The organism is Shinella sp. OV683, from assembly GCF_057787725.1.
In genome coordinates this window covers 3,766,287-3,783,679 of sequence record NZ_CM173543.1, presented here as the reverse complement: position 1 = coordinate 3,783,679, position 17,393 = coordinate 3,766,287, and the positions used below count along the sequence as shown (strand labels likewise).

Here is a 17,393-nt window from a genome sequence, read left to right as displayed (position 1 = left end):
GATGGCGGAGGTAAAGATCTTTGCGGGCCCAAAGGTTCGCCGTATCCGCAACGGCCTCGGCATCACCCAGACGGCCATGGCCGAAGGCCTCGGCATCTCCCCTTCCTACCTCAATCTCATCGAGCGCAATCAACGGCCGCTGACCGTCCAGCTGATTCTCAAACTCGCTGCCGTCTACAAGATCGACGTCGAAGCCTTGCAGGGCGAAACCGGCAGCGCTGCCGGCGAATTGCGTGAAGTGTTTTCCGACCCGTTGCTCTCCGGCGAGATCCCCGGCGGCGAGGAGTTGCTCGAAGTCGCCGAGGCCGCGCCCAATGTCGCGCTCGGTCTCACGAAGCTTTACCGCGCTTACAAGGAGCAGGCCGCCCGGCTGACCGATCTCGCCGGGTTCCTAGCCCAGTCCGGCCACGAGACCACGCTGTCGGCCGCCAAGCTGCCAATGGATGAGGTTCGCGAAACCTTCGCAGCCCGGCCGAATTACTTCACTGCAATCGACGAGGCTGCAGAAGCGTTCCATTCACGTCTTGATCCTAACGAGGATCTGGCGGCCGCACTGCGCAACTGGTTGCGCACGGAGCACGGCATCGTTGTTCGCACGCTTCCAATTCATGCAATGCCCAACCTGCGCCGCCGTTATGACCGGCATTCAATGCGGCTGTTTTTGTCGGAGAGACTCTATCCGCACGACCAGTTGAGGGAAATGGCGCAGGAAGCCTGTCAGATCGCGCTGCACGAGGAGATCTCCTCGACGCTTGCCAGTCTTGGCCTGACCTCGGCGGAAGCACAGCGCATCGGCCGTTTCGAGCTGGCCCGTTACGCAGCGCTGGCGCTGATGATGCCCTACGGTGCGTTTCTCGCGGCCGCCCAGCGCGCCCGCTATGATATCGGCATCCTTTGCGCACGCTTCCGCGTGTCTTTTGAGCAGGCGGCGAACCGACTCACCAGCTTGCAGCGTCCGGGCGCGGTGGGAATTCCATTCTTCCTACTGGAGATCGATATCGCCGGAAACCGCATCCGTCGTGCCGGCGCCCAGGGCTATCCGCAGGCGCGTTTTGGCGGTCACTGTCCCAAGCTGGGTGTGCATGCCGCGTTCTCGGCCCCGGGGCAGGTGTTTTCAGAATGTGGAGAGATGCTGGATGGTGCACAGTATCTACTGGTGTCGCGAACGCTTGAAGGACCGATCGCAGGCTTCGAGGAGCGGGTGCGGCGCACGGCGCTGCTTATCGGCTGCGATGCGGCGCATGCTGGGCAGGTGGTCTATGGCGATGGCGTGGTTCGCGAGGGTGGCGTCAGGCTCGGCATCGGCACGGCCTGTCGGCTTTGCGAGCGACCGGGGTGTCTGGCGCGCGCCGAGCCGCCCGTAACCCGGCCCCTGGGCCTTGATGAAATGGTTGCGGGATTGAGCGTGTTTGATTTCCAGTAGAAATATGATCTGAAAAGATTCGCAAAATTTTAGTTGTGGGCCGTTCGAAACCTTTCTAAGCTCTTACAGAGAGTGGAACTCCGGACCTAGACCAACAAGCACGTGCCGGGACAAACAGGAGAAAGATGCATGAAGAAACAGCTATTTGGCTTGGCTGTCACGATGACGGCTGCGCTGATTTTCGGCGCTCCGGCCAAGGCCGAGGACAAGGTTGTCAACGTCTACAACTGGTCCGACTATATCGATAGCACCATCCTGGAAGACTTCACCAAGGAGACCGGCATCAAGGTCGTCTATGACGTCTTCGACTCCAACGAGATCCTCGAGACCAAGCTTCTCGCCGGCGGTTCCGGCTATGACGTCGTGGTGCCCACCGGCCCGTTCCTGGCGCGCCAGATCTCGGCTGGGGTGTTCATGAAGCTCGACAAGTCGAAGTTGCCGAACCTCACGAACATGTGGCCCGATGTCATGGAGCGCCTGGCCAAATACGATCCGGGCAATCAGTATGCCGTCAACTATATGTGGGGCACCACCGGCATCGGCTACAACGTCGCCAAGGTGAAGGCCGCGCTCGGTGACGTGCCGATCGACAGCTGGGACATTCTCTTCAAGCCGGAAAATGCTGCCAAGCTCAAGGATTGCGGCATCAGCATCCTCGATGCGTCTGACGAGACCTTCGCGATTGCCATGAATTATCTCGGCAAGCCGGGCGACAGCAAGGATACCGCCGACCTGCAGGCTGGCGGCGAAGTCTATTCCAAGATCCGCCCCTATGTCCGCACGTTCAATTCGTCGGCCTATATCGATGAGCTCGCCAATGGCGACAGCTGCATTGCCCTGGGCTGGTCGGGTGACGTGCTGCAGGCCAAGAACCGTGCGGTCGAGGCCAAGAATGGTATTGAGATCAATTACGTGATCCCCAAGGAAGGCACGTATATGTGGTTCGACAACCTGGCGATCCCGGCCGATGCCAAGCATGTCGACGAGGCCCATGCCTTCATCAACTACCTGATGAAGCCCGAAGTCATCGCCAAGGCATCGAACTACGTCCAGTATGCCAACGGCAACCTGGCCTCGCAGAAGTTCATCGATGAAGCAGTATTCAAGAATCCTGCGGTCTATCCGACGCCCGAGACGGTCAAGAAACTCTTCACCATCTCGCCCTATGGGCCGAAAGAGCAGCGCGTGCTCAACCGGCTCTGGACGCAGATCAAGACCGGCAGTTAATCACATCCAGATGGGGCGGTCATACCGCCCCATTTTTTACTGGCAGGAAGCATGCCGCCGCAAGCGCGGAGCCCTGCCCACAAAAAGTCATCCGATCAAGAAAAGCCGATCAATAAATTAAGGTGGCATAGGGGACATGGCAAAAACTCTCGGGCCGGTACGACGCAAATTCACTCCCTGGACGGATCCGGCTTCGGCGCCGTTCATTCGTTTCGAGGGTATCACCAAGCGCTTTGGTGATTTCGTCGCCGTCAAGGACCTCACTCTGAACATCTACGAGCGCGAGTTCTTCTCGCTGCTTGGTCCGTCCGGCTGCGGCAAGACGACCCTGATGCGCATGCTGGCGGGCTTCGAAGAGCCGACACAAGGCCGTATTCTGCTGCAGGGCAAGGATATTTCCGGTGTGCCGCCCTATAAGCGTCCGACCAATATGATGTTTCAGAGTTATGCGCTGTTTCCGCACATGAGCGTCGCCAAGAATGTCGCCTTCGGCCTCGAGCAGGACAATTTGCCGAGGGGCGAAATCGATGCCCGCGTCGAGGAAATGCTGAAGCTCGTCAAGCTCAGTGAATTTGCCAAGCGCAAGCCCAGCCAGCTCTCCGGCGGCCAGCGCCAGCGCGTGGCACTTGCCCGCTCGCTCGCCAAACGGCCGAAGGTGCTGCTGCTCGACGAGCCGCTCGGCGCGCTTGATCGCAAGCTGCGCGAGGAAACCCAGTTCGAACTTATGGATATCCAGCACACGCTGGGCCTGACCTTCCTGATCGTCACCCACGACCAGGAAGAAGCGATGACGGTTTCGGATCGTATCGCCGTCATGGACAAGGGCGAGATCGTCCAGGTGGCGACGCCGGCGGAGATCTATGAAGCCCCGAATTCCCGCTATGTCGCCGACTTCATCGGCGACATCAACATCCTTGAGGGCAACGTCGTTTCCAACACCGGTGGCCCCAACCAGTCAGGCCTGGTGACCATGGACTGCGCAGGACTGAAGGTGACGGTCGAGCAGGAATGCCCCGCAGCTCCCGGCAATCAGGCCGCCTTTGCCATCCGCCCCGAGAAAGTCCGCATCTCGCCGGACGCGCCCGCCGATCCCAGCTTCAATTCGGCGCATGGCGAAGTCTTCGACATCGGCTATCTCGGCGATTTCTCGGTGTTCCTTGTCAAGCTTGACGACGGTCGCGTGTTGCGCGCCGCCCAAGCCAACGTCTCGCGCCTTGTCGACCGTCCGATTACATTCGGCGACTTGGTCTGGCTCACCTGGCCGGCCGAAGCCGGCCTCGTGCTGACGAGATAGGGGGCACGCACATGGCCGAAGCCGACACACGCAAAAATCCGGCCAGATGGCTGGTGGTCATCGTTCCCTATCTCTGGCTGGCACTGTTCTTTTTGGCGCCCTTCTACATCATCCTGAAGATATCGTTCTCGGACTCGGCGATCTCCATGCCGCCCTACACACCGGTCTTCCAGGGCTTTTCCACGATCGGCAACTTTCTCTCGCAGCTTGATTTCGAGAACTACACCTTCCTCACGGAGGATCCCCTTTACATCAAGGCCTATCTGAACTCGCTGCGGATTGCCCTGATCTCGACCTTGCTGCTGCTGCTGATCGGCTATCCCATCGCCCTGACGATGGCACGCGCGCCGGCGGGCCTCCGGCCGACGCTATTGATGCTGGTGATCCTGCCGTTCTGGACGTCGTTCCTCATCCGGGTCTATGCCTGGATCGGCATCCTCAAGCCCGAGGGGTTGCTGACGCTGCTATTGCAATCGATCGGGCTTTACGGCCCCGACCAGCAGGTCAACATCTTCCGTACCGATACAGCTGTTTTCATCGGCATAGTCTATTCCTACCTGCCGTTCATGATCCTGCCGCTCTATGCAGCGCTCGAAAAGATGGATGGCACATTGCTGGAGGCTGCGAGCGATCTCGGCTGCCCACCATGGAAAGCGTTCTGGAAGATCACCTTCCCGCTGTCGTTGCCCGGCGTCATCGCTGGCTCGATGATCTGCTTCATCCCGATCACCGGCGAATTCGTCATCCCGGACCTTCTCGGAGGGGCCGACACCTTGATGATCGGCAAGACGCTGTGGACGGAGTTCTTCGGCAATCGCGATTGGCCGCTCGCCTCAGCGGTGGCCGTCATCCTGCTCCTTGTTCTGGTGGTGCCCATCGCAATCTTCCAGAACCAGCAGCAGAAAGCGTGAGGAAAAGACCATGAAATCTGCGCGCTTCGATCCCGTCGTCCTCACCTTGGGCTTTGCCTTTCTCTATATCCCGATACTGATACTGGTCATATATTCCTTCAACGACTCGAAACTAGTCACTGTATGGGGCGGCTTTTCGACACGCTGGTATAGCCAGATGTGGTCGAACAAGGCTTTGATGGACGCCGCGTGGGTCACTATTCGCGTCGGACTGCTCAGCGCCACGCTCGGTACCATACTCGGCACGCTCGCCGCATTGGCGATGGTGCGGTTCGCTCGGTTCCCGGGCCGCATGCTGTTTTCAGGAATGATCTATGCGCCTCTGGTCATGCCCGAGGTCATCACCGGCCTGGCGATGTTGCTGCTATTCGTTGGCGTCGGCGTCGATCGCGGTTTCTGGACGCTGACGATCGCCCACATCACGTTTACCATGTGCTACGTGGCGATCGTGGTGCAATCCAGGCTGATCACCTTCGACCGCAGTCTCGAGGAGGCCGCGCTCGATCTCGGTTGCCCGCCGGTCAAGACCTTCTTCAAGATCACCCTGCCGCTGATATCGCCCGCCGTCATCTCCGGCTGGATGCTGGCTTTCACGCTTTCGATCGATGATCTGGTGATTTCGGCCTTTACAACAGGTCCGGGCGCCACGACGTTGCCGATCAAGATCTACAGCCAGGTGCGATTGGGCGTGACGCCGGAAATCAACGCGGCCTGCACGATCCTGATCGGCATCGTGGCGATTGGCGTGATGATCGCCTCGATCAGTACCAAGCGTGCCGAGGTGCAGCGCCAGCGGGATGAGCGTGCGGCGATGGCCCAGGGCTGATCGCGTTGATCAGTCGTCGGCGCTGCCGCGCGGCGGCACGAAAAGATAGGCGAAGAACCACAGCGGCAGGATGATCACGGCCCCCAGCACGATGTTGGGGATCGCCCATATTACAAAGTCGTTGATATGTGTCCAAAGCTCGGCCGGCGTCAGCCCGATGCCCGCGAGCAATCGTTCCGCCGAAAGCCCGAACAGGTTCATCAGCGCCCCCGCAATCAGCGAGGCGAGGACGAGTTTCAGTAGAGCTGTGAGGAATTGACCCAATTGCTGCATTCCGATGTTGGACATCATTAGAATTATCGAAAAATGGTAAACAATTGGCTGCCTCAGATGTCGCGAAGCGACAACCATCTGGCAAACGCTCTCTGTTGCGGTGCAACGAAAGTTTGGCTACAAAATCGCGTGGAATTCTGGGAGGCATGAATGGCAGACAACTCACCGCTTTGGGCACCATCGGAGGCGCAGGTCGCCGCAAGTGCGATGACCGGGTTCCGGCTCTGGTGTGCGGAGAAATTCGGCGCTGATCTGCCGGATCATGATGCGTTTCACCAATGGTCGATCACCGAGCGGGGAGACTTCTGGTCGGCGGTCTGGGACTATTGCGGCGTCAAGGGTTCCAAGGGTGCGCGTGAGCTGATCAACGGCGACATCATGCTTGATGCACGGTTCTTTCCGGATGCCGAGCTGAATTTCGCTGAAAATCTGCTGGCCTCGACCGGCAGCGGCGACGCCATGATCTTCCGCGGCGAGGACAAGGTCGATTGTCGCTGGTCTTGGGATCATCTTCACCAGATGGTGTCGCGTCTTCAGCAGGCCTATCGCGCCATGGGCATCGGCAAGGGTGACCGCATCTCGGCGATGATGCCCAACATGCCGGAAACCATCGCCTGCATGCTCGCAGCGAGCGCCATCGGTGCGATCTGGTCGTCTTGTTCCCCTGATTTCGGCGAACAGGGCGTCATCGATCGCTTCGGACAGATCGAGCCAAAACTGTTCATCAGCTGCGACGGCTACTGGTATAATGGCAAGCTGCAGGATGTCTCGGCCAAGGTTCGCGCTGTCGAACCTGCCCTGAAGGCGCCGGTTCTGGTCGTGCCCTATGCTGGCGAGGCCGCCGCACTGGCCGGCTCGCTCAAGGATGGCCGGACGCTTGATGCGTTCATCGCGCCATTCGCTGCAAAGCCGGTGGAATTCACTGCCCTGCCATTCAGCCACCCGCTCTACATCCTGTTCTCCTCGGGCACGACAGGCGTGCCGAAATGCATCGTTCATTCGGCCGGCGGCACGCTGCTGCAGCACCTCAAGGAACAGCGCTTCCACAGCGACCTTAAGGCCGGCGATCGTCTGTTCTACTTCACCACCTGCGGCTGGATGATGTGGAACTGGCTGGTGTCGGGTCTTGCAAGCGGCGCAACGCTCTGCCTGTTCGACGGATCGCCCTTTGCGCCGGATGGCAATGTGCTCTGGGATTATGCGGCGGACGAGAAATTCGCCATCTTCGGCACATCGGCGAAATATATCGACGCCGTGCGCAAGGGCGGTATCGAGCCGAAGAAGACGCATGATCTCTCCGAGCTCAGGCTGATCACCTCGACAGGCTCGCCGTTGTCGCCGGAAGGCTTTTCCTTCGTCTATGAGGGCATCAAGTCCGACGTCCAGCTTGCCTCGATCTCGGGCGGCACGGATATCGTCTCCTGCTTCGTGCTTGGCAACCCGGTCAAGCCGGTCTGGAAAGGCGAGATCCAGGGACCGGGCCTCGGCCTTGCCGTCGATGTCTGGGACGATGACGGCCAGCCGGTGCGCGGCGAGAAGGGCGAACTGGTCTGCACAAAGGCGTTCCCCGCCATGCCGATCGGCTTCTGGAACGATCCCGAGGGTGCCAAGTACAAGGCTGCTTATTTCGAGCGCTTCGACAATATCTGGTGCCACGGCGATTTCGCCGAATGGACCGAGCATGGCGGGTTGATCATTCATGGCCGTTCGGACGCAACGCTCAATCCGGGCGGCGTGCGCATCGGTACGGCCGAGATCTACAATCAGGTCGAACAGCTCGATGAAGTGGCCGAGGCCATCTGCATCGGCCAGGATTTCGATGACGATGTCCGTGTCATCCTGTTCGTGCGGCTGGCGCCAGGCCTGACGCTGGATGCCGACCTCGACAAGAAGATCAAGACCAAGATCCGCATCGGAGCCTCGCCACGGCATGTGCCGGCCAAGGTGATCCAGGTCGCTGACATTCCGCGCACCAAGTCCGGCAAGATCGTCGAGCTTGCCGTCCGCGAGGTCGTGCATGGCCGGCCGGTCAAGAACAAGGAGGCGCTTGCCAACCCGGAGGCGCTGGACCTGTTTGCCGGATTGGAAGCGCTCAGGAGCTGATCTCGGCGATCGCGCTCAATCGATCCGTTGGGATCGCTCGTCGAGGATGAAGAACTTGTATCCCTGTGCGACATGGACGTCGCCGGCGGGGCAGACCGATGGAGTGCCATAGGCATCGATCATGCAATGGCATTTGTTGCAGTATCTGAACTGCGCGCCGCCGTCGCGTACGCCGTGGGTGATGACGAATTCGTAGCCTTGGGCGCGATGGCCGCCACCGGCCGGGCAGACACCCTTGTCCGGATAGCCGTCGAAAAATAGGGCGCTGCACTGGTTGCAGAAGCGCCATGCGCCCTGCCGACGCGGCCCCTCGGAGATGTTGTAGGACAGCTGGTAGCTCATTTCGCCGCGGATATGCGTCCCGCCCGCAGCACACATGCCCTTGTTGTTGCGATAGCCGTTGTAAAACAGCACCTGACACTTCCTGCAGGAGGGCCAGCGCTTTTGCATCTCTTCGGCGCGTGCACCGTAGGTGGGGAGGAGGATGAAGGACGCGCCCGTTGCAAGCAGTGCACGGCGCTTGATCAAGCTGGATTGTGGCATGATGCATCTCCTGTCTGTTCGTTCGTATACGCGCTGGCTGGTAGGCTTGCTGATCCTCATATGCAGAGAAAAAGGCTATAGCCCATCGCACGGAAACCATGCACGGCAGCGCCCATTGCCAGCCCGAGGTGAAGCCCTCGATCCCGGCAGCTGCGCTCACGGCCGATCCTCGGCGTCAATGGCTGCGGCCTGCTTCCAGCGATAGTCCCACTGCGGCGCAGGTCGGCGCAGGCTCCAATGCGCTGCAGGTCGGGCGACCCGCTCCAGGCCGATATCATCGAGCTGGAAGCCATCCAACCGATCAAGTGACCGGCGCAGTTCGTCGGTTTGCAGCTGCGTCCGCCGGCTTTCCATGATCTGCGTCGGCAGGTCTGCAAACTGGCGCAGACCTTCGATGAAACGATTTGAAGAGAGACGCGCATTCTCGGTGAAAATCTCGAACGTAGCCATCGGGGCCTCCGTGCTGGCGCGTTGATGTTGCGACAGCAGGATCATTGCACCGGTTACAGGGATAGTCCGGATGACATGCTGAAATTGTCCTGAAATTTCACTGACAGGATTTCAGCGATCGGGAGGCAGGCTGATCAGGCGCAATCCGCCGAAGCCTGTGCGCCAGTGGGGAGCCCGGAATTGCGGCGAAACAGGCGCATCTGTGCGGCATAGAGGGCAGCACCCACGACCAGCGACGTCGAGGCAATGATCAGCGACGTCGCAAAGCCCGCAGCGTGGCTCTGGCTATGGGCGAGGATGAAAGCGACCAGCGGCGGGCCGGCAATCTGGCCGATGCCATAGGCGGCCGTCATCAGCGCCATGAAGCCGGTGACGTGTCCGGGTGCCAGCCGGCGCACTTCCTGCATGGCAAACAGCGTGATGGCGGTGAAGGGCATGCCGACCAGCAGGCTGCCGAGGATGAAGCCGCCAATGCTGGGCAGCAACAGGCTGGCAATCACGCCCACCGCCTGCACGAGATAGCAGACAACCAGCAACAGCCGGCGGTCGATGCGCATCGGCACGCGCTGTGTCAACAGCGCGCCAGCCATGACGGCGAGGCCGAATATCGGCCAGAACAGATCGATCCACATCGAGCCGGGCAGGGCTTCCCGTGCAATCACGGGCAGGAAGGTGGCGGTGATGATATAGCCGAAGCCTGCAAGCCCGTAGGCCAGTGTCAGCAGCATCGATTGGGCTGTCCAGAGCGGCGCCTTGGCGGCGCGTCCGATGTTGATACCGGGTGTTGCCTTGTGTGCGGCCGGCGTACCGTGGGAAAAAATCCGCCACACCAGAGCAGTCAGCAGGCTGGCGAGAATACCGAAGCCGATCCACGTGACCGTCGATGAGCCGCCGCCAAGCGCGATCGCATAGCCCGCGCCGCCGGAAAGCGCGATGCCGGCACCGGGGCCGGTGAAGATGATGCCGCCCAAAGACGGCGTGCCGAGTTCTTCCAGTCGACCGAGGCACCAGCCGGCGGTGTAGACGAAGCCGCCGGCGGAAATCACGCCGGACAGAAAGCGCAGCACAGGCCAGGCATAGGGCACGTCGAGTGCCATGCCGATTGTCAGCAGTGTGGTCGCAATCAGCGCACCGCGCACCATCACCGAATTGACAATCGGCCGATGCGTAAACAGCTTCAGCAGGCGCGGCAGCACCATGCAGAACAGCGCGCCGGCGAGGTAGCCCACGTAGTTCGCGGTTGCCAGCAGACTGCCGCCATTGATGTCGATCAGTCCGTCATGCAACATCATCGGCAGAAGCGGCGTGAATGCAAAACGGCCGATGCCCATGGCCACCGACAGCGACACCGCGCCCGCAATGGCCACGGCGATGGGCGAATCCGAGAGCTTTGCGGCGGGTGAAAAGACGGCGGACATGCGAGGCATCCTGATTGTGATCGCGGACACCTTGCGTCGAAAGTCATTATCGATCAAATTGCATTTTTAGATGAGTAATATCAAGCTGAGTGATATTGGCAGGCTGGATTTCAATCTGGCGATCACGTTCCTGGCCATCTGGCAGGAGCGCAGCGTTTCGCGTGCGGCGCTTCGGCTGTCGCTCAGCCAGTCCGCTGTCAGTGCCGCATTGGCGCGACTGCGCGACGCGACCAATGATCCGCTGTTCATTCGCACCAAGGGCGGCATGGAACCCACGGCCCGGGCGATCTCCATGGCGGGGCAGATCCACGAGGGCGTCGAGCTGCTGCGGCAGGCACTGATTGTCGAGGATCGGTTCGATCCGGCAAAGAGCGAGCGGCATTTTTCGCTGGGCATGTCCGACGATTTCGAGGTGGCGCTGGGGCCTGGCATCGCTGCGCGGCTGTTGGCCAATGCGCCGAACATCTCTGTCGTCTTCCGACAGGCAAACCGTCACACGGTCGAACAGATGCTGGAGGCACGCGAGATCGATCTGGCCATCGCCTCGGGCGCGCCGGTTCGCAGCTGGTTGGTGACCGAAGATCTCGGCCGCTCCGGCTACGCCTCGCTGCTCAACAATAGGCTCTGCAACCTGGCCCTGCCGCTGTCGCTCGAGGACTTTCTCAGCCTGCCGCACATTCTGATCTCGTTTCTCGGCCGCGAAGGCATCGTCGATGGTGCGCTCAAGACGATCGGCCGCAATCGCAAGATCCACACTGCACTCACCCACTTCTCATCGCTGCCGGCCTATCTCGGTTCTATGCGGGTGATCGCCAGCCTGCCGTCGCATGCAGGGCGGGCACTTTCCGCTAATACCGGCCTCGACCTCTCGCCGGTGCCGCTTGACCTCGGCACCTACATGGTTTCCATGCACCATCGCCGCGATGTGGCGGAAGATCCGGCGATCCGCTGGATCAAGGGCGTTATCCGCGAGGCCTTCGAGGCTTCGGTGCCGCAGGATGAGATTTAGACTGGAAGAGCGGCATATTCCTGCATCAGCCGGGGAAAATCCTCCATCGGCGGAAACTTGTCATAGCTGTGAACCGCTGATGTCGTCGCCCAGGCGAGTTTCTCGCTCATATAGGTCTCGACGAACGGCGCGAACCTGCCGGGATCGGCGAGCATCGTCGGTCGGACATTGACGAAGAAATCCGCGCCATCGGGGCGCGTGAACATCCAGCTCATGCAATAGGGGCAGAAATAGTGTTTCGCCGCACCATGCAGGCCGCCGATCACCGGCTCGCCTTCGGTGGCGGCAAAGCCCTGGGTCGGGATTGCGGCGCTGAGCGAAAAGGCGCTGGAGCTCATCTTCTGGCAGCCGGTGCAATGGCACGCCATGGTGATCAGCGGCCTGGCGCTGATACGGATTTTCACGCGCCCGCAGCGGCAGCTGCCATCCATGGTGTTGATGTCGTTGGGCATTTTATGTCTCCTTTTTGTGCCCGGCATCTAAAAGTGCAGGCCAAAGAGCGTCAACGCTGCGGTTCAGTTCGTGGGCAGCATGCCGCCGGTTGATAGGGATTGCGGCGGTATCAACAAGTAAAAGAACACGGAAAGATATGCCGACATCAATGGCTTGCACAACCAAACATATGATAATGTCCTTTATCATGTATAGAGAGAAGCGAATGGACGAAGATATTGAGCGGCGAAACAAGGAGTGGGAGGAAACGCTCAAACGCATCCCTCCTATGGACGCCGACAAGCAGAAATGGCCTGATCACGTGCGCCCCCTGACATGGGACGAGACAGGCCTGCTCGGCGTGGACAAGGACGGTGTATTTTACTGGAACGGCAAAGCCGTCACGGTGCAAAAGCACTTCACGCTGACGTGGGGGCAGAAAATTTGGGCTGGCGTCGTTGGGCTGGCATCCATTCTTGTTTTCATCAGCACAGTTGCCCAAGGCATTGCCAGCTATAATCAATGGGCCTGCACAGTGAATTGGTACGCCATATGTCCGCCTCCAGCCTCGAAATAGTGCCCAGCGGCTGCAGGCTTGCCCCAGTTGGTCACGCGGCGGCGCCGGCTGCACGGCTTCGGTTTCTGGAGTTCTTCACTGTCAACATCCGCAACCCCAACACCCGCAAAGCCTATACCCGCGCGGCGGGGATCTTCTGTACTGGTGCGCCGTCCGGGGGTACCGTCGCCTTACATTCCTCCCCCCCCCCCAGGAATCAGATAGCCCCTTCCTCACAACTCTCATGAGGAAGATTTCATGCCATTACGCATCGTATCGCTGAATGCCTGGGGCGGCAGGGTGCATGCGCCGTTGATGCGATATCTCGTCGATGTCGATGCGGATGTGCTTTGCCTGCAGGAAGTCGTGCGCACGCCTGCGTCCCGCACCGATTGGCTCGTCTATCGCGATCACAATATCGAACTGCCCCAGCGCGCTAATCTCTTCGAGGAAATTCGCGCGGCGCTGCCGGATCACGATGCCTATTTCGCACCCGTTGCGCGTGGTGAACTCTTCGATGGGCAACAATCCGTGCCCTCGGAGTTCGGGCTGGCGACCTTCGTGCGTAGGTCAAAGGCGGTGATCGGTCAGGCCCAAGGTTTCGTTCACGGAAGCTTCCTGCACGATCAGTGGGGACCGCACCCCAGGGCGCGCAATGCGCATGCGATCCGTGTCTTCGACTATGACGCCGGTGCCTCGATCACCATTGTTCAATTGCATGGCCTGCGAGACCCTGCCGGCAAGCATGACACGCCGGCGCGCTTGGCGCAGGCCGATGCACTTTTGGGGCTCATCGGAAAACTCTGGAACGGCGATGAGCGGCTGGTGGTCTGTGGTGACCTGAATGTCCTGCCGGACAGCATCACATTCGAAAAGCTCGCAAAGCTGGGTCTCACCGACCTCGTGATCGGGCGCGGATTTACCGATACGCGCACATCGCTCTATGAAAAGCCGGGACGCTTCGCTGATTACATGCTGGTGACATCTGACGTAAACGTCACTTACTTCGAGCCGGCCGCGGCGCCTGAAGTCTCCGATCATCGGGCACTGGTGCTGGATATCGCGTAGAGACGCCCGCCACGCGTCATGCTCGGGCTCGTCCCGAGCATCTGCCACATGAAATATAGTCATTATTTTCAACTATTTAATGAGTCATGGGCAGATCCTCGGGACGAGCCCGAGGATGACGATTGAGAGGTTCTCACCCGGAAAACCCAGGTAATAGGCGGGTCTAGATCCGATAGGCCGGGTCGAACACGCCCTTGACCGCGACACCCAGATCATAGGTGTAGCCCGCTTCCGGATCGGTCTTCAGCGCCTCTGCATCGTAGCCTTCAGCCGCCGATGTCACCAGCAGCCGGTCGGCTGATTTGCCGATGAAGGCGGGGCACGTGGTCAGCTTGGCGGGCAGCGAATAGATCGCGGTCTTTTCGCCATTCGGTGAGTAGCGATGGATTTCGCCAATGCCCCAATGGGCGTTCCAGATATTGCCGTCGGCATCGCAAACCGAGCCGTCGATGCCGCCGTCCTGGCCGGTTTCGTCGACGAAGATCTGCGGTTCGGCAATCGGCAGGCCGTTCTGCGGGTCGAGCAGCACGCGCATGTAGCGGTTTTCCATCGTGTCGACGTAGTAGCCAATCGTGCCGTCCGGCGAAAAGCAGATGCCGTTGGGAATGGAAATGTTCGGGAAGATCTTGGTCACCACGCCCTTGGCGACATGATAGATCGCACCCGCGCCCTTGCGACCCTCATGGCCCTTTTTCATCGTGCCGAACCAAAGCGCACCGGAGGGATGCACGCGGCCGTCGTTGGAGCGCATGTCGGGGCGGTCCTGCTCGATCGGTGTCATCAGTTCCATCGCACCCGATGCCACGTCCCTGACATAGAGACCGTTTTCCGAGACGATCAGCTGGCGGCTGCCGTCGATCCGGGCAAACACGCTCGACATGGCGGGCAGCTTGTGGACGCTTTTCTTGCCGGTCGTCAGGTTCAGCTCGTGCAGGGTGGATTCGAGGATGCTGAACCAATAGGCTGTGTCGGTGGCCGGATCGTAGCTCGGGCCTTCGCCCAACTCGATATTGTTGGGATCAAGCGCCTTGCCGTTGAAGGGAATGGCTGTGGTCATGTCAGGCTCCGAACACGCTGTCATAGGCTTCGACGGTGGCTTTGGCGCGCACGGCGATATCGGCGGCGCTCATGCCCGGCTTGTAGATGCTAGAGCCAAGGCCGAATGCCTTGACGCCCGCCTTGGCATATTCGCCGAAATTCTGGTCTGAAACGCCGCCGACGGCCGCGATCAGCAGATCAGCCGGCAACACGGCACGAATGGCTGTGATGCCCGAAGGCCCGAGCACCCCAGCCGGGAAGAACTTCAGGCCGGTGGCGCCAGTCGCGGCGGCGGCGAGCGCTTCGGTGGGCGTAAACACGCCCGGCAGCGTTATCATCTTCTTGGCGACGGCAGCAGAAAGCACGGGAACATCGACATTCGGGCTGACGAATAGTCGTCCGCCCGTTGAATCCAGTCGCTCGACATCGGCGACGGTCAGCACCGTTCCGGCACCGATCAGCGCGTCAGCGGGTGCCATCTTGGCAGCAATCTCGATCGACGTGAAAGCGTTGGGAGAATTCAGCGGGATTTCGATCGCCCGGAAGCCGGCATCGAGTAGCGCGCCGACAGCTGCGGGAGTCTCCTCCGGTGTCAGCCCGCGCAGGATGGCGACGAGCGGATACTTCATCTCCGGAAATGGTATGCGGTTCATGTCTTTTGCTTTCGTCAGAATTGCCAGATGGTGCGCGCCGATTGGGTCAGGCCCTGCCGGACGGCTTCATCTGCATCGATGGTGGAAAATTTGCGCCCGACGCGATGAAGAGCGGCTTCGTAGAGCCCGCGCAGCTTGCCCGAGACGACGAGGATCACTGGCGTGTCCTTTGGGGCCGAATGCAGCGCGCCTGCAAGCTCAAGCCCGATCATCCCGCCGGATAGCGTGGCTTCCGCTTCGACATTGGTGAGCGAAAACAGCAGGCCGCGCGCGCGAACGCCCGAAAACAGACGGTTGGAGGCAAGCTGCGGCTCGCGATAGGCGGAATAAACGGCATTGACGAAGGCGGGATCGGCAGCGTCGAAACCCGGTGAATCCTTCAGCGAATGATTGAGGATCGTGTGCTTGGAAATCGCGTCGAACAACTCTCCGGTCATGAAGGTGGCAAAGCCGAGCGCCTCGTCGCGGACGATCCGCACCCATTTCGAATGCGTGCCGGGCATTGCCACCAGGCAATCGCTGCTCTTCATGCTCTGCGAACAGCCGAGCAACTGTGTTTCCTCGCCTCGGATGACGTCGGCCGCATGCGGGTCGCGCTGGGCGAGCCCCGGCAGGATGCGGATATCGCGGCCTTCGCCTTCGACCTTGACGGCCATGTCGGGAATGGTCGAGAGTTTCGCCGGCACGTCGATATAGCCGGCCTCTTTCCAGCCCTGCTTGGCGCCTGCCATGCCGCAGATGATCACCGGAATATCGGCTGGCGCATCGACCTTGCCGAGATGGTGGTTCAGCACCGCCGGAAATCCGGTCTCGCGCGCCGTGGTCATGCCTTCGCCGGAGCGGCTTTCGCCGAGGATGACATCCCCTTCGCCGATCAGCCAGAGGCGGAAGCTCGATGTGCCCCAATCGACTGCGGCAAATTGCGGTTTCGTCATCAGATACAACCTCCATCGACGATCAGGGATTGGGCGCTGATGGCACCCGATGTGCTGGACGCGAGAAACAGGCAGGGTCCCACCATGTCTTCCGCCGTCAGCGAGAATTTCAGTGCCTGCCGCGCCTTGTGCGCCTCGGCATCCGCATCGGAGACCCAAAGCTGTTTCTGGCGCTCGGTGAGCACCATGCCCGGCAGCAGCGTGTTGACGCGAATATTGTCTGACCCAAGCTTGCTGGCCAGCGCTCGAGTGAGGCCGATTATGCCTGCCTTTGCCGTGGAATAGGCCGGCATGTCGGGCAGGTTCATCATGAAGGCGATCGATGAGAAATTGATGACGGAGCCACCGCCCGATGCCTTGAGATAGGGGAGGGCGGCCTGTGTCACGAAGAATGTGGGCTTCAGATTGATCGACAGGCTGAGATCCCAGTATTCCGGCGTGGTGGTCTCAAAATCGTGCCGGTCGTCCCAGGCCGCATTGTTGACGACGACCTTGATGCCGCCGAGTTTGCTGGCTGCGTTGTCGACCGCCTTGCGGGTCGCCTCGATATCTCTGAGATCGACGGTTTCGAGGATGGGCGTATGTTTCGCGCCCCCGGAAATGCGCTCGATTGTCTTCTCGGCCGCCACTTTGTCGATGTCGAGGATAGCAACGCGCGCACCTTGTGCGGCAAATCCTTCGACCAGCGCTGCACCTATGCCCGATGCGCCCCCGGTGACCAGCACGCCCACATCGTCGAGATCCGAATATTTTGCTGTTGGCATCGCCATGCCGAACTATCTCCCCGCCAACCCGACCGGAATGAATCCGGGCTGCCGCTACCAAGTGTATGATCAACTGGAAATCGCCGATCTGCCGCGACCGGCTCCGCCGTCATTTCGTGGATTTGTATAGGACGGAACCGAAGGCCAGAAAACCCCCTATTATAAAAATCATACTTATAAGATGAATATATCATACCTATGGTTCTCTTCGCATTTTTGACGCCTATCACACGTTCCCGAAATGTGAGCGCTAAAGCGAAAATTCGCGATTGCATAAATTTTAATGCGTTGAAATTACGTGAGAAAATAGGCAGTTTGTGCCTGCTTCTCCTACAGGCTCTCTGGCGAATCATTGAATTGTCTGCCATCTTTTCCAGCGAAAAGTTGCTTTTTCCAGCAGGTTCGGGAACTTCTCCCTGCAAACGGGAGTTGAACATCACGGGCCATCGCGTTGATGGCGCATTCCAACC

Annotated in this window: 18 protein-coding genes; 9 read left to right on the top strand and 9 right to left on the bottom strand. The window is 60.1% G+C overall.

The genetic code is table 11. The annotated features are described in order from the left end of the window. The first annotated feature begins 1 nt into the window (after window position 1). From ACXHRN_RS18335 to ACXHRN_RS18315, 5 genes are all read left to right on the top strand, one after another. Window positions 2-1,423, top strand: a complete 1,422-nt coding sequence (locus tag ACXHRN_RS18335) for a helix-turn-helix domain-containing protein (protein WP_488637743.1) — start codon at window positions 2-4, stop codon at window positions 1,421-1,423. 129 nt (window positions 1,424-1,552) lie between these two features. Then, on the top strand, window positions 1,553-2,650 hold the full coding sequence (locus ACXHRN_RS18330) for a polyamine ABC transporter substrate-binding protein (RefSeq protein WP_488637742.1): 1,098 nt from the start codon (window positions 1,553-1,555) through the stop codon (window positions 2,648-2,650). 136 nt (window positions 2,651-2,786) lie between these two features. After that, complete coding sequence (locus ACXHRN_RS18325) at window positions 2,787-3,944, top strand: ABC transporter ATP-binding protein (protein WP_488637741.1); 1,158 nt, start codon at window positions 2,787-2,789, stop codon at window positions 3,942-3,944. 11 nt (window positions 3,945-3,955) lie between these two features. Continuing rightward, on the top strand, window positions 3,956-4,855 hold the full coding sequence (locus tag ACXHRN_RS18320; protein WP_488637740.1) for an ABC transporter permease: 900 nt from the start codon (window positions 3,956-3,958) through the stop codon (window positions 4,853-4,855). Window positions 4,856-4,865: 10 nt separating this feature from the next. Beyond that, entirely contained in the window at window positions 4,866-5,681 is an 816-nt protein-coding gene (locus ACXHRN_RS18315) for an ABC transporter permease (RefSeq protein ID WP_488637739.1), read from the top strand. A 9-nt stretch (window positions 5,682-5,690) separates the two neighbouring features. Here the strand turns inward: ACXHRN_RS18315 and ACXHRN_RS18310 are convergent, their stop codons facing one another. Then, a complete protein-coding gene (locus ACXHRN_RS18310) occupies window positions 5,691-5,972 on the bottom strand; it encodes a DUF6460 domain-containing protein (protein WP_488637738.1) in 282 nt (93 codons plus the stop codon). Between the two features lie 132 nt (window positions 5,973-6,104). On the opposite strand from ACXHRN_RS18310, the gene ACXHRN_RS18305 reads away from it, so the two are divergent. Beyond that, window positions 6,105-8,057 carry an acetoacetate--CoA ligase gene (locus tag ACXHRN_RS18305; RefSeq protein ID WP_488637737.1) on the top strand — a complete coding sequence of 651 codons (1,953 nt, stop codon included), beginning with the start codon at window positions 6,105-6,107 and terminating at the stop codon, window positions 8,055-8,057. Between the two features lie 15 nt (window positions 8,058-8,072). Here ACXHRN_RS18305 and ACXHRN_RS18300 read toward each other — a convergent pair whose 3' ends face one another. The 3 genes from ACXHRN_RS18300 to ACXHRN_RS18290 form a co-directional block, all read right to left on the bottom strand. Continuing rightward, the gene (locus tag ACXHRN_RS18300) at window positions 8,073-8,600 is read right to left on the bottom strand and encodes a hypothetical protein (RefSeq protein ID WP_488637736.1); all 528 of its coding nucleotides are present in this window, start codon (window positions 8,598-8,600) and stop codon (window positions 8,073-8,075) included. 156 nt (window positions 8,601-8,756) lie between these two features. Beyond that, a complete protein-coding gene (locus ACXHRN_RS18295; protein WP_488637735.1) occupies window positions 8,757-9,050 on the bottom strand; it encodes a hypothetical protein in 294 nt (97 codons plus the stop codon). Between the two features lie 134 nt (window positions 9,051-9,184). After that, window positions 9,185-10,468 carry a YbfB/YjiJ family MFS transporter gene (locus ACXHRN_RS18290; RefSeq protein WP_488637734.1) on the bottom strand — a complete coding sequence of 428 codons (1,284 nt, stop codon included), beginning with the start codon at window positions 10,466-10,468 and terminating at the stop codon, window positions 9,185-9,187. 70 nt (window positions 10,469-10,538) lie between these two features. On the opposite strand from ACXHRN_RS18290, the gene ACXHRN_RS18285 reads away from it, so the two are divergent. Further along, a complete protein-coding gene (locus ACXHRN_RS18285; protein WP_488637733.1) occupies window positions 10,539-11,477 on the top strand; it encodes a LysR family transcriptional regulator in 939 nt (312 codons plus the stop codon). Here ACXHRN_RS18285 and ACXHRN_RS18280 read toward each other — a convergent pair. After that, the gene (locus tag ACXHRN_RS18280; protein WP_488637732.1) at window positions 11,474-11,929 is read right to left on the bottom strand and encodes a GFA family protein; all 456 of its coding nucleotides are present in this window, start codon (window positions 11,927-11,929) and stop codon (window positions 11,474-11,476) included. The two genes, ACXHRN_RS18285 and ACXHRN_RS18280, sit on opposite strands and share 4 nt — an antisense overlap. Window positions 11,930-12,135: 206 nt before the next feature. On the opposite strand from ACXHRN_RS18280, the gene ACXHRN_RS18275 reads away from it, so the two are divergent. Then, window positions 12,136-12,486, top strand: coding sequence for a hypothetical protein (locus tag ACXHRN_RS18275; RefSeq protein WP_488637731.1), 351 nt, complete (start codon window positions 12,136-12,138; stop codon window positions 12,484-12,486). A gap of 237 nt (window positions 12,487-12,723) precedes the next feature. Next, entirely contained in the window at window positions 12,724-13,533 is an 810-nt protein-coding gene (locus ACXHRN_RS18270) for an endonuclease/exonuclease/phosphatase family protein (protein ID WP_488637730.1), read from the top strand. Window positions 13,534-13,696: 163 nt separating this feature from the next. Here ACXHRN_RS18270 and ACXHRN_RS18265 read toward each other — a convergent pair whose 3' ends face one another. The 4 genes from ACXHRN_RS18265 to ACXHRN_RS18250 are packed head-to-tail and all read right to left on the bottom strand — an operon-like array spanning window position 13,697 to window position 16,929. Continuing rightward, complete coding sequence (locus ACXHRN_RS18265; RefSeq protein WP_488637729.1) at window positions 13,697-14,590, bottom strand: SMP-30/gluconolactonase/LRE family protein; 894 nt, start codon at window positions 14,588-14,590, stop codon at window positions 13,697-13,699. A 1-nt stretch (window position 14,591) separates the two neighbouring features. Next, window positions 14,592-15,224 carry a 2-dehydro-3-deoxy-6-phosphogalactonate aldolase gene (locus ACXHRN_RS18260; RefSeq protein ID WP_488637728.1) on the bottom strand — a complete coding sequence of 211 codons (633 nt, stop codon included), beginning with the start codon at window positions 15,222-15,224 and terminating at the stop codon, window positions 14,592-14,594. 14 nt (window positions 15,225-15,238) lie between these two features. Next, entirely contained in the window at window positions 15,239-16,159 is a 921-nt protein-coding gene (locus tag ACXHRN_RS18255) for a 2-dehydro-3-deoxygalactonokinase (protein WP_488637727.1), read from the bottom strand. Further along, window positions 16,159-16,929, bottom strand: a complete 771-nt coding sequence (locus ACXHRN_RS18250; RefSeq protein WP_488637726.1) for an SDR family NAD(P)-dependent oxidoreductase — start codon at window positions 16,927-16,929, stop codon at window positions 16,159-16,161. The genes ACXHRN_RS18255 and ACXHRN_RS18250 overlap by 1 nt, the downstream gene beginning before the upstream one ends. Between the last annotated feature and the right edge of the window lie 464 nt (window positions 16,930-17,393).

Coding starts and splice junctions, on each gene's coding strand:
- ACXHRN_RS18335 (WP_488637743.1), top strand. CDS start 2: ATGGCGGAGGTAAAGATCTTTGCGGGCCCAAAGGTTCGCCGTATCCGC.
- ACXHRN_RS18330 (WP_488637742.1), top strand. CDS start 1,553: ATGAAGAAACAGCTATTTGGCTTGGCTGTCACGATGACGGCTGCGCTG.
- ACXHRN_RS18325 (WP_488637741.1), top strand. CDS start 2,787: ATGGCAAAAACTCTCGGGCCGGTACGACGCAAATTCACTCCCTGGACG.
- ACXHRN_RS18320 (WP_488637740.1), top strand. CDS start 3,956: ATGGCCGAAGCCGACACACGCAAAAATCCGGCCAGATGGCTGGTGGTC.
- ACXHRN_RS18315 (WP_488637739.1), top strand. CDS start 4,866: ATGAAATCTGCGCGCTTCGATCCCGTCGTCCTCACCTTGGGCTTTGCC.
- ACXHRN_RS18310 (WP_488637738.1), bottom strand. CDS start 5,972: ATGATGTCCAACATCGGAATGCAGCAATTGGGTCAATTCCTCACAGCT.
- ACXHRN_RS18305 (WP_488637737.1), top strand. CDS start 6,105: ATGGCAGACAACTCACCGCTTTGGGCACCATCGGAGGCGCAGGTCGCC.
- ACXHRN_RS18300 (WP_488637736.1), bottom strand. CDS start 8,600: ATGCCACAATCCAGCTTGATCAAGCGCCGTGCACTGCTTGCAACGGGC.
- ACXHRN_RS18295 (WP_488637735.1), bottom strand. CDS start 9,050: ATGGCTACGTTCGAGATTTTCACCGAGAATGCGCGTCTCTCTTCAAAT.
- ACXHRN_RS18290 (WP_488637734.1), bottom strand. CDS start 10,468: ATGTCCGCCGTCTTTTCACCCGCCGCAAAGCTCTCGGATTCGCCCATC.
- ACXHRN_RS18285 (WP_488637733.1), top strand. CDS start 10,539: ATGAGTAATATCAAGCTGAGTGATATTGGCAGGCTGGATTTCAATCTG.
- ACXHRN_RS18280 (WP_488637732.1), bottom strand. CDS start 11,929: ATGCCCAACGACATCAACACCATGGATGGCAGCTGCCGCTGCGGGCGC.
- ACXHRN_RS18275 (WP_488637731.1), top strand. CDS start 12,136: ATGGACGAAGATATTGAGCGGCGAAACAAGGAGTGGGAGGAAACGCTC.
- ACXHRN_RS18270 (WP_488637730.1), top strand. CDS start 12,724: ATGCCATTACGCATCGTATCGCTGAATGCCTGGGGCGGCAGGGTGCAT.
- ACXHRN_RS18265 (WP_488637729.1), bottom strand. CDS start 14,590: ATGACCACAGCCATTCCCTTCAACGGCAAGGCGCTTGATCCCAACAAT.
- ACXHRN_RS18260 (WP_488637728.1), bottom strand. CDS start 15,224: ATGAACCGCATACCATTTCCGGAGATGAAGTATCCGCTCGTCGCCATC.
- ACXHRN_RS18255 (WP_488637727.1), bottom strand. CDS start 16,159: ATGACGAAACCGCAATTTGCCGCAGTCGATTGGGGCACATCGAGCTTC.
- ACXHRN_RS18250 (WP_488637726.1), bottom strand. CDS start 16,929: ATGGCGATGCCAACAGCAAAATATTCGGATCTCGACGATGTGGGCGTG.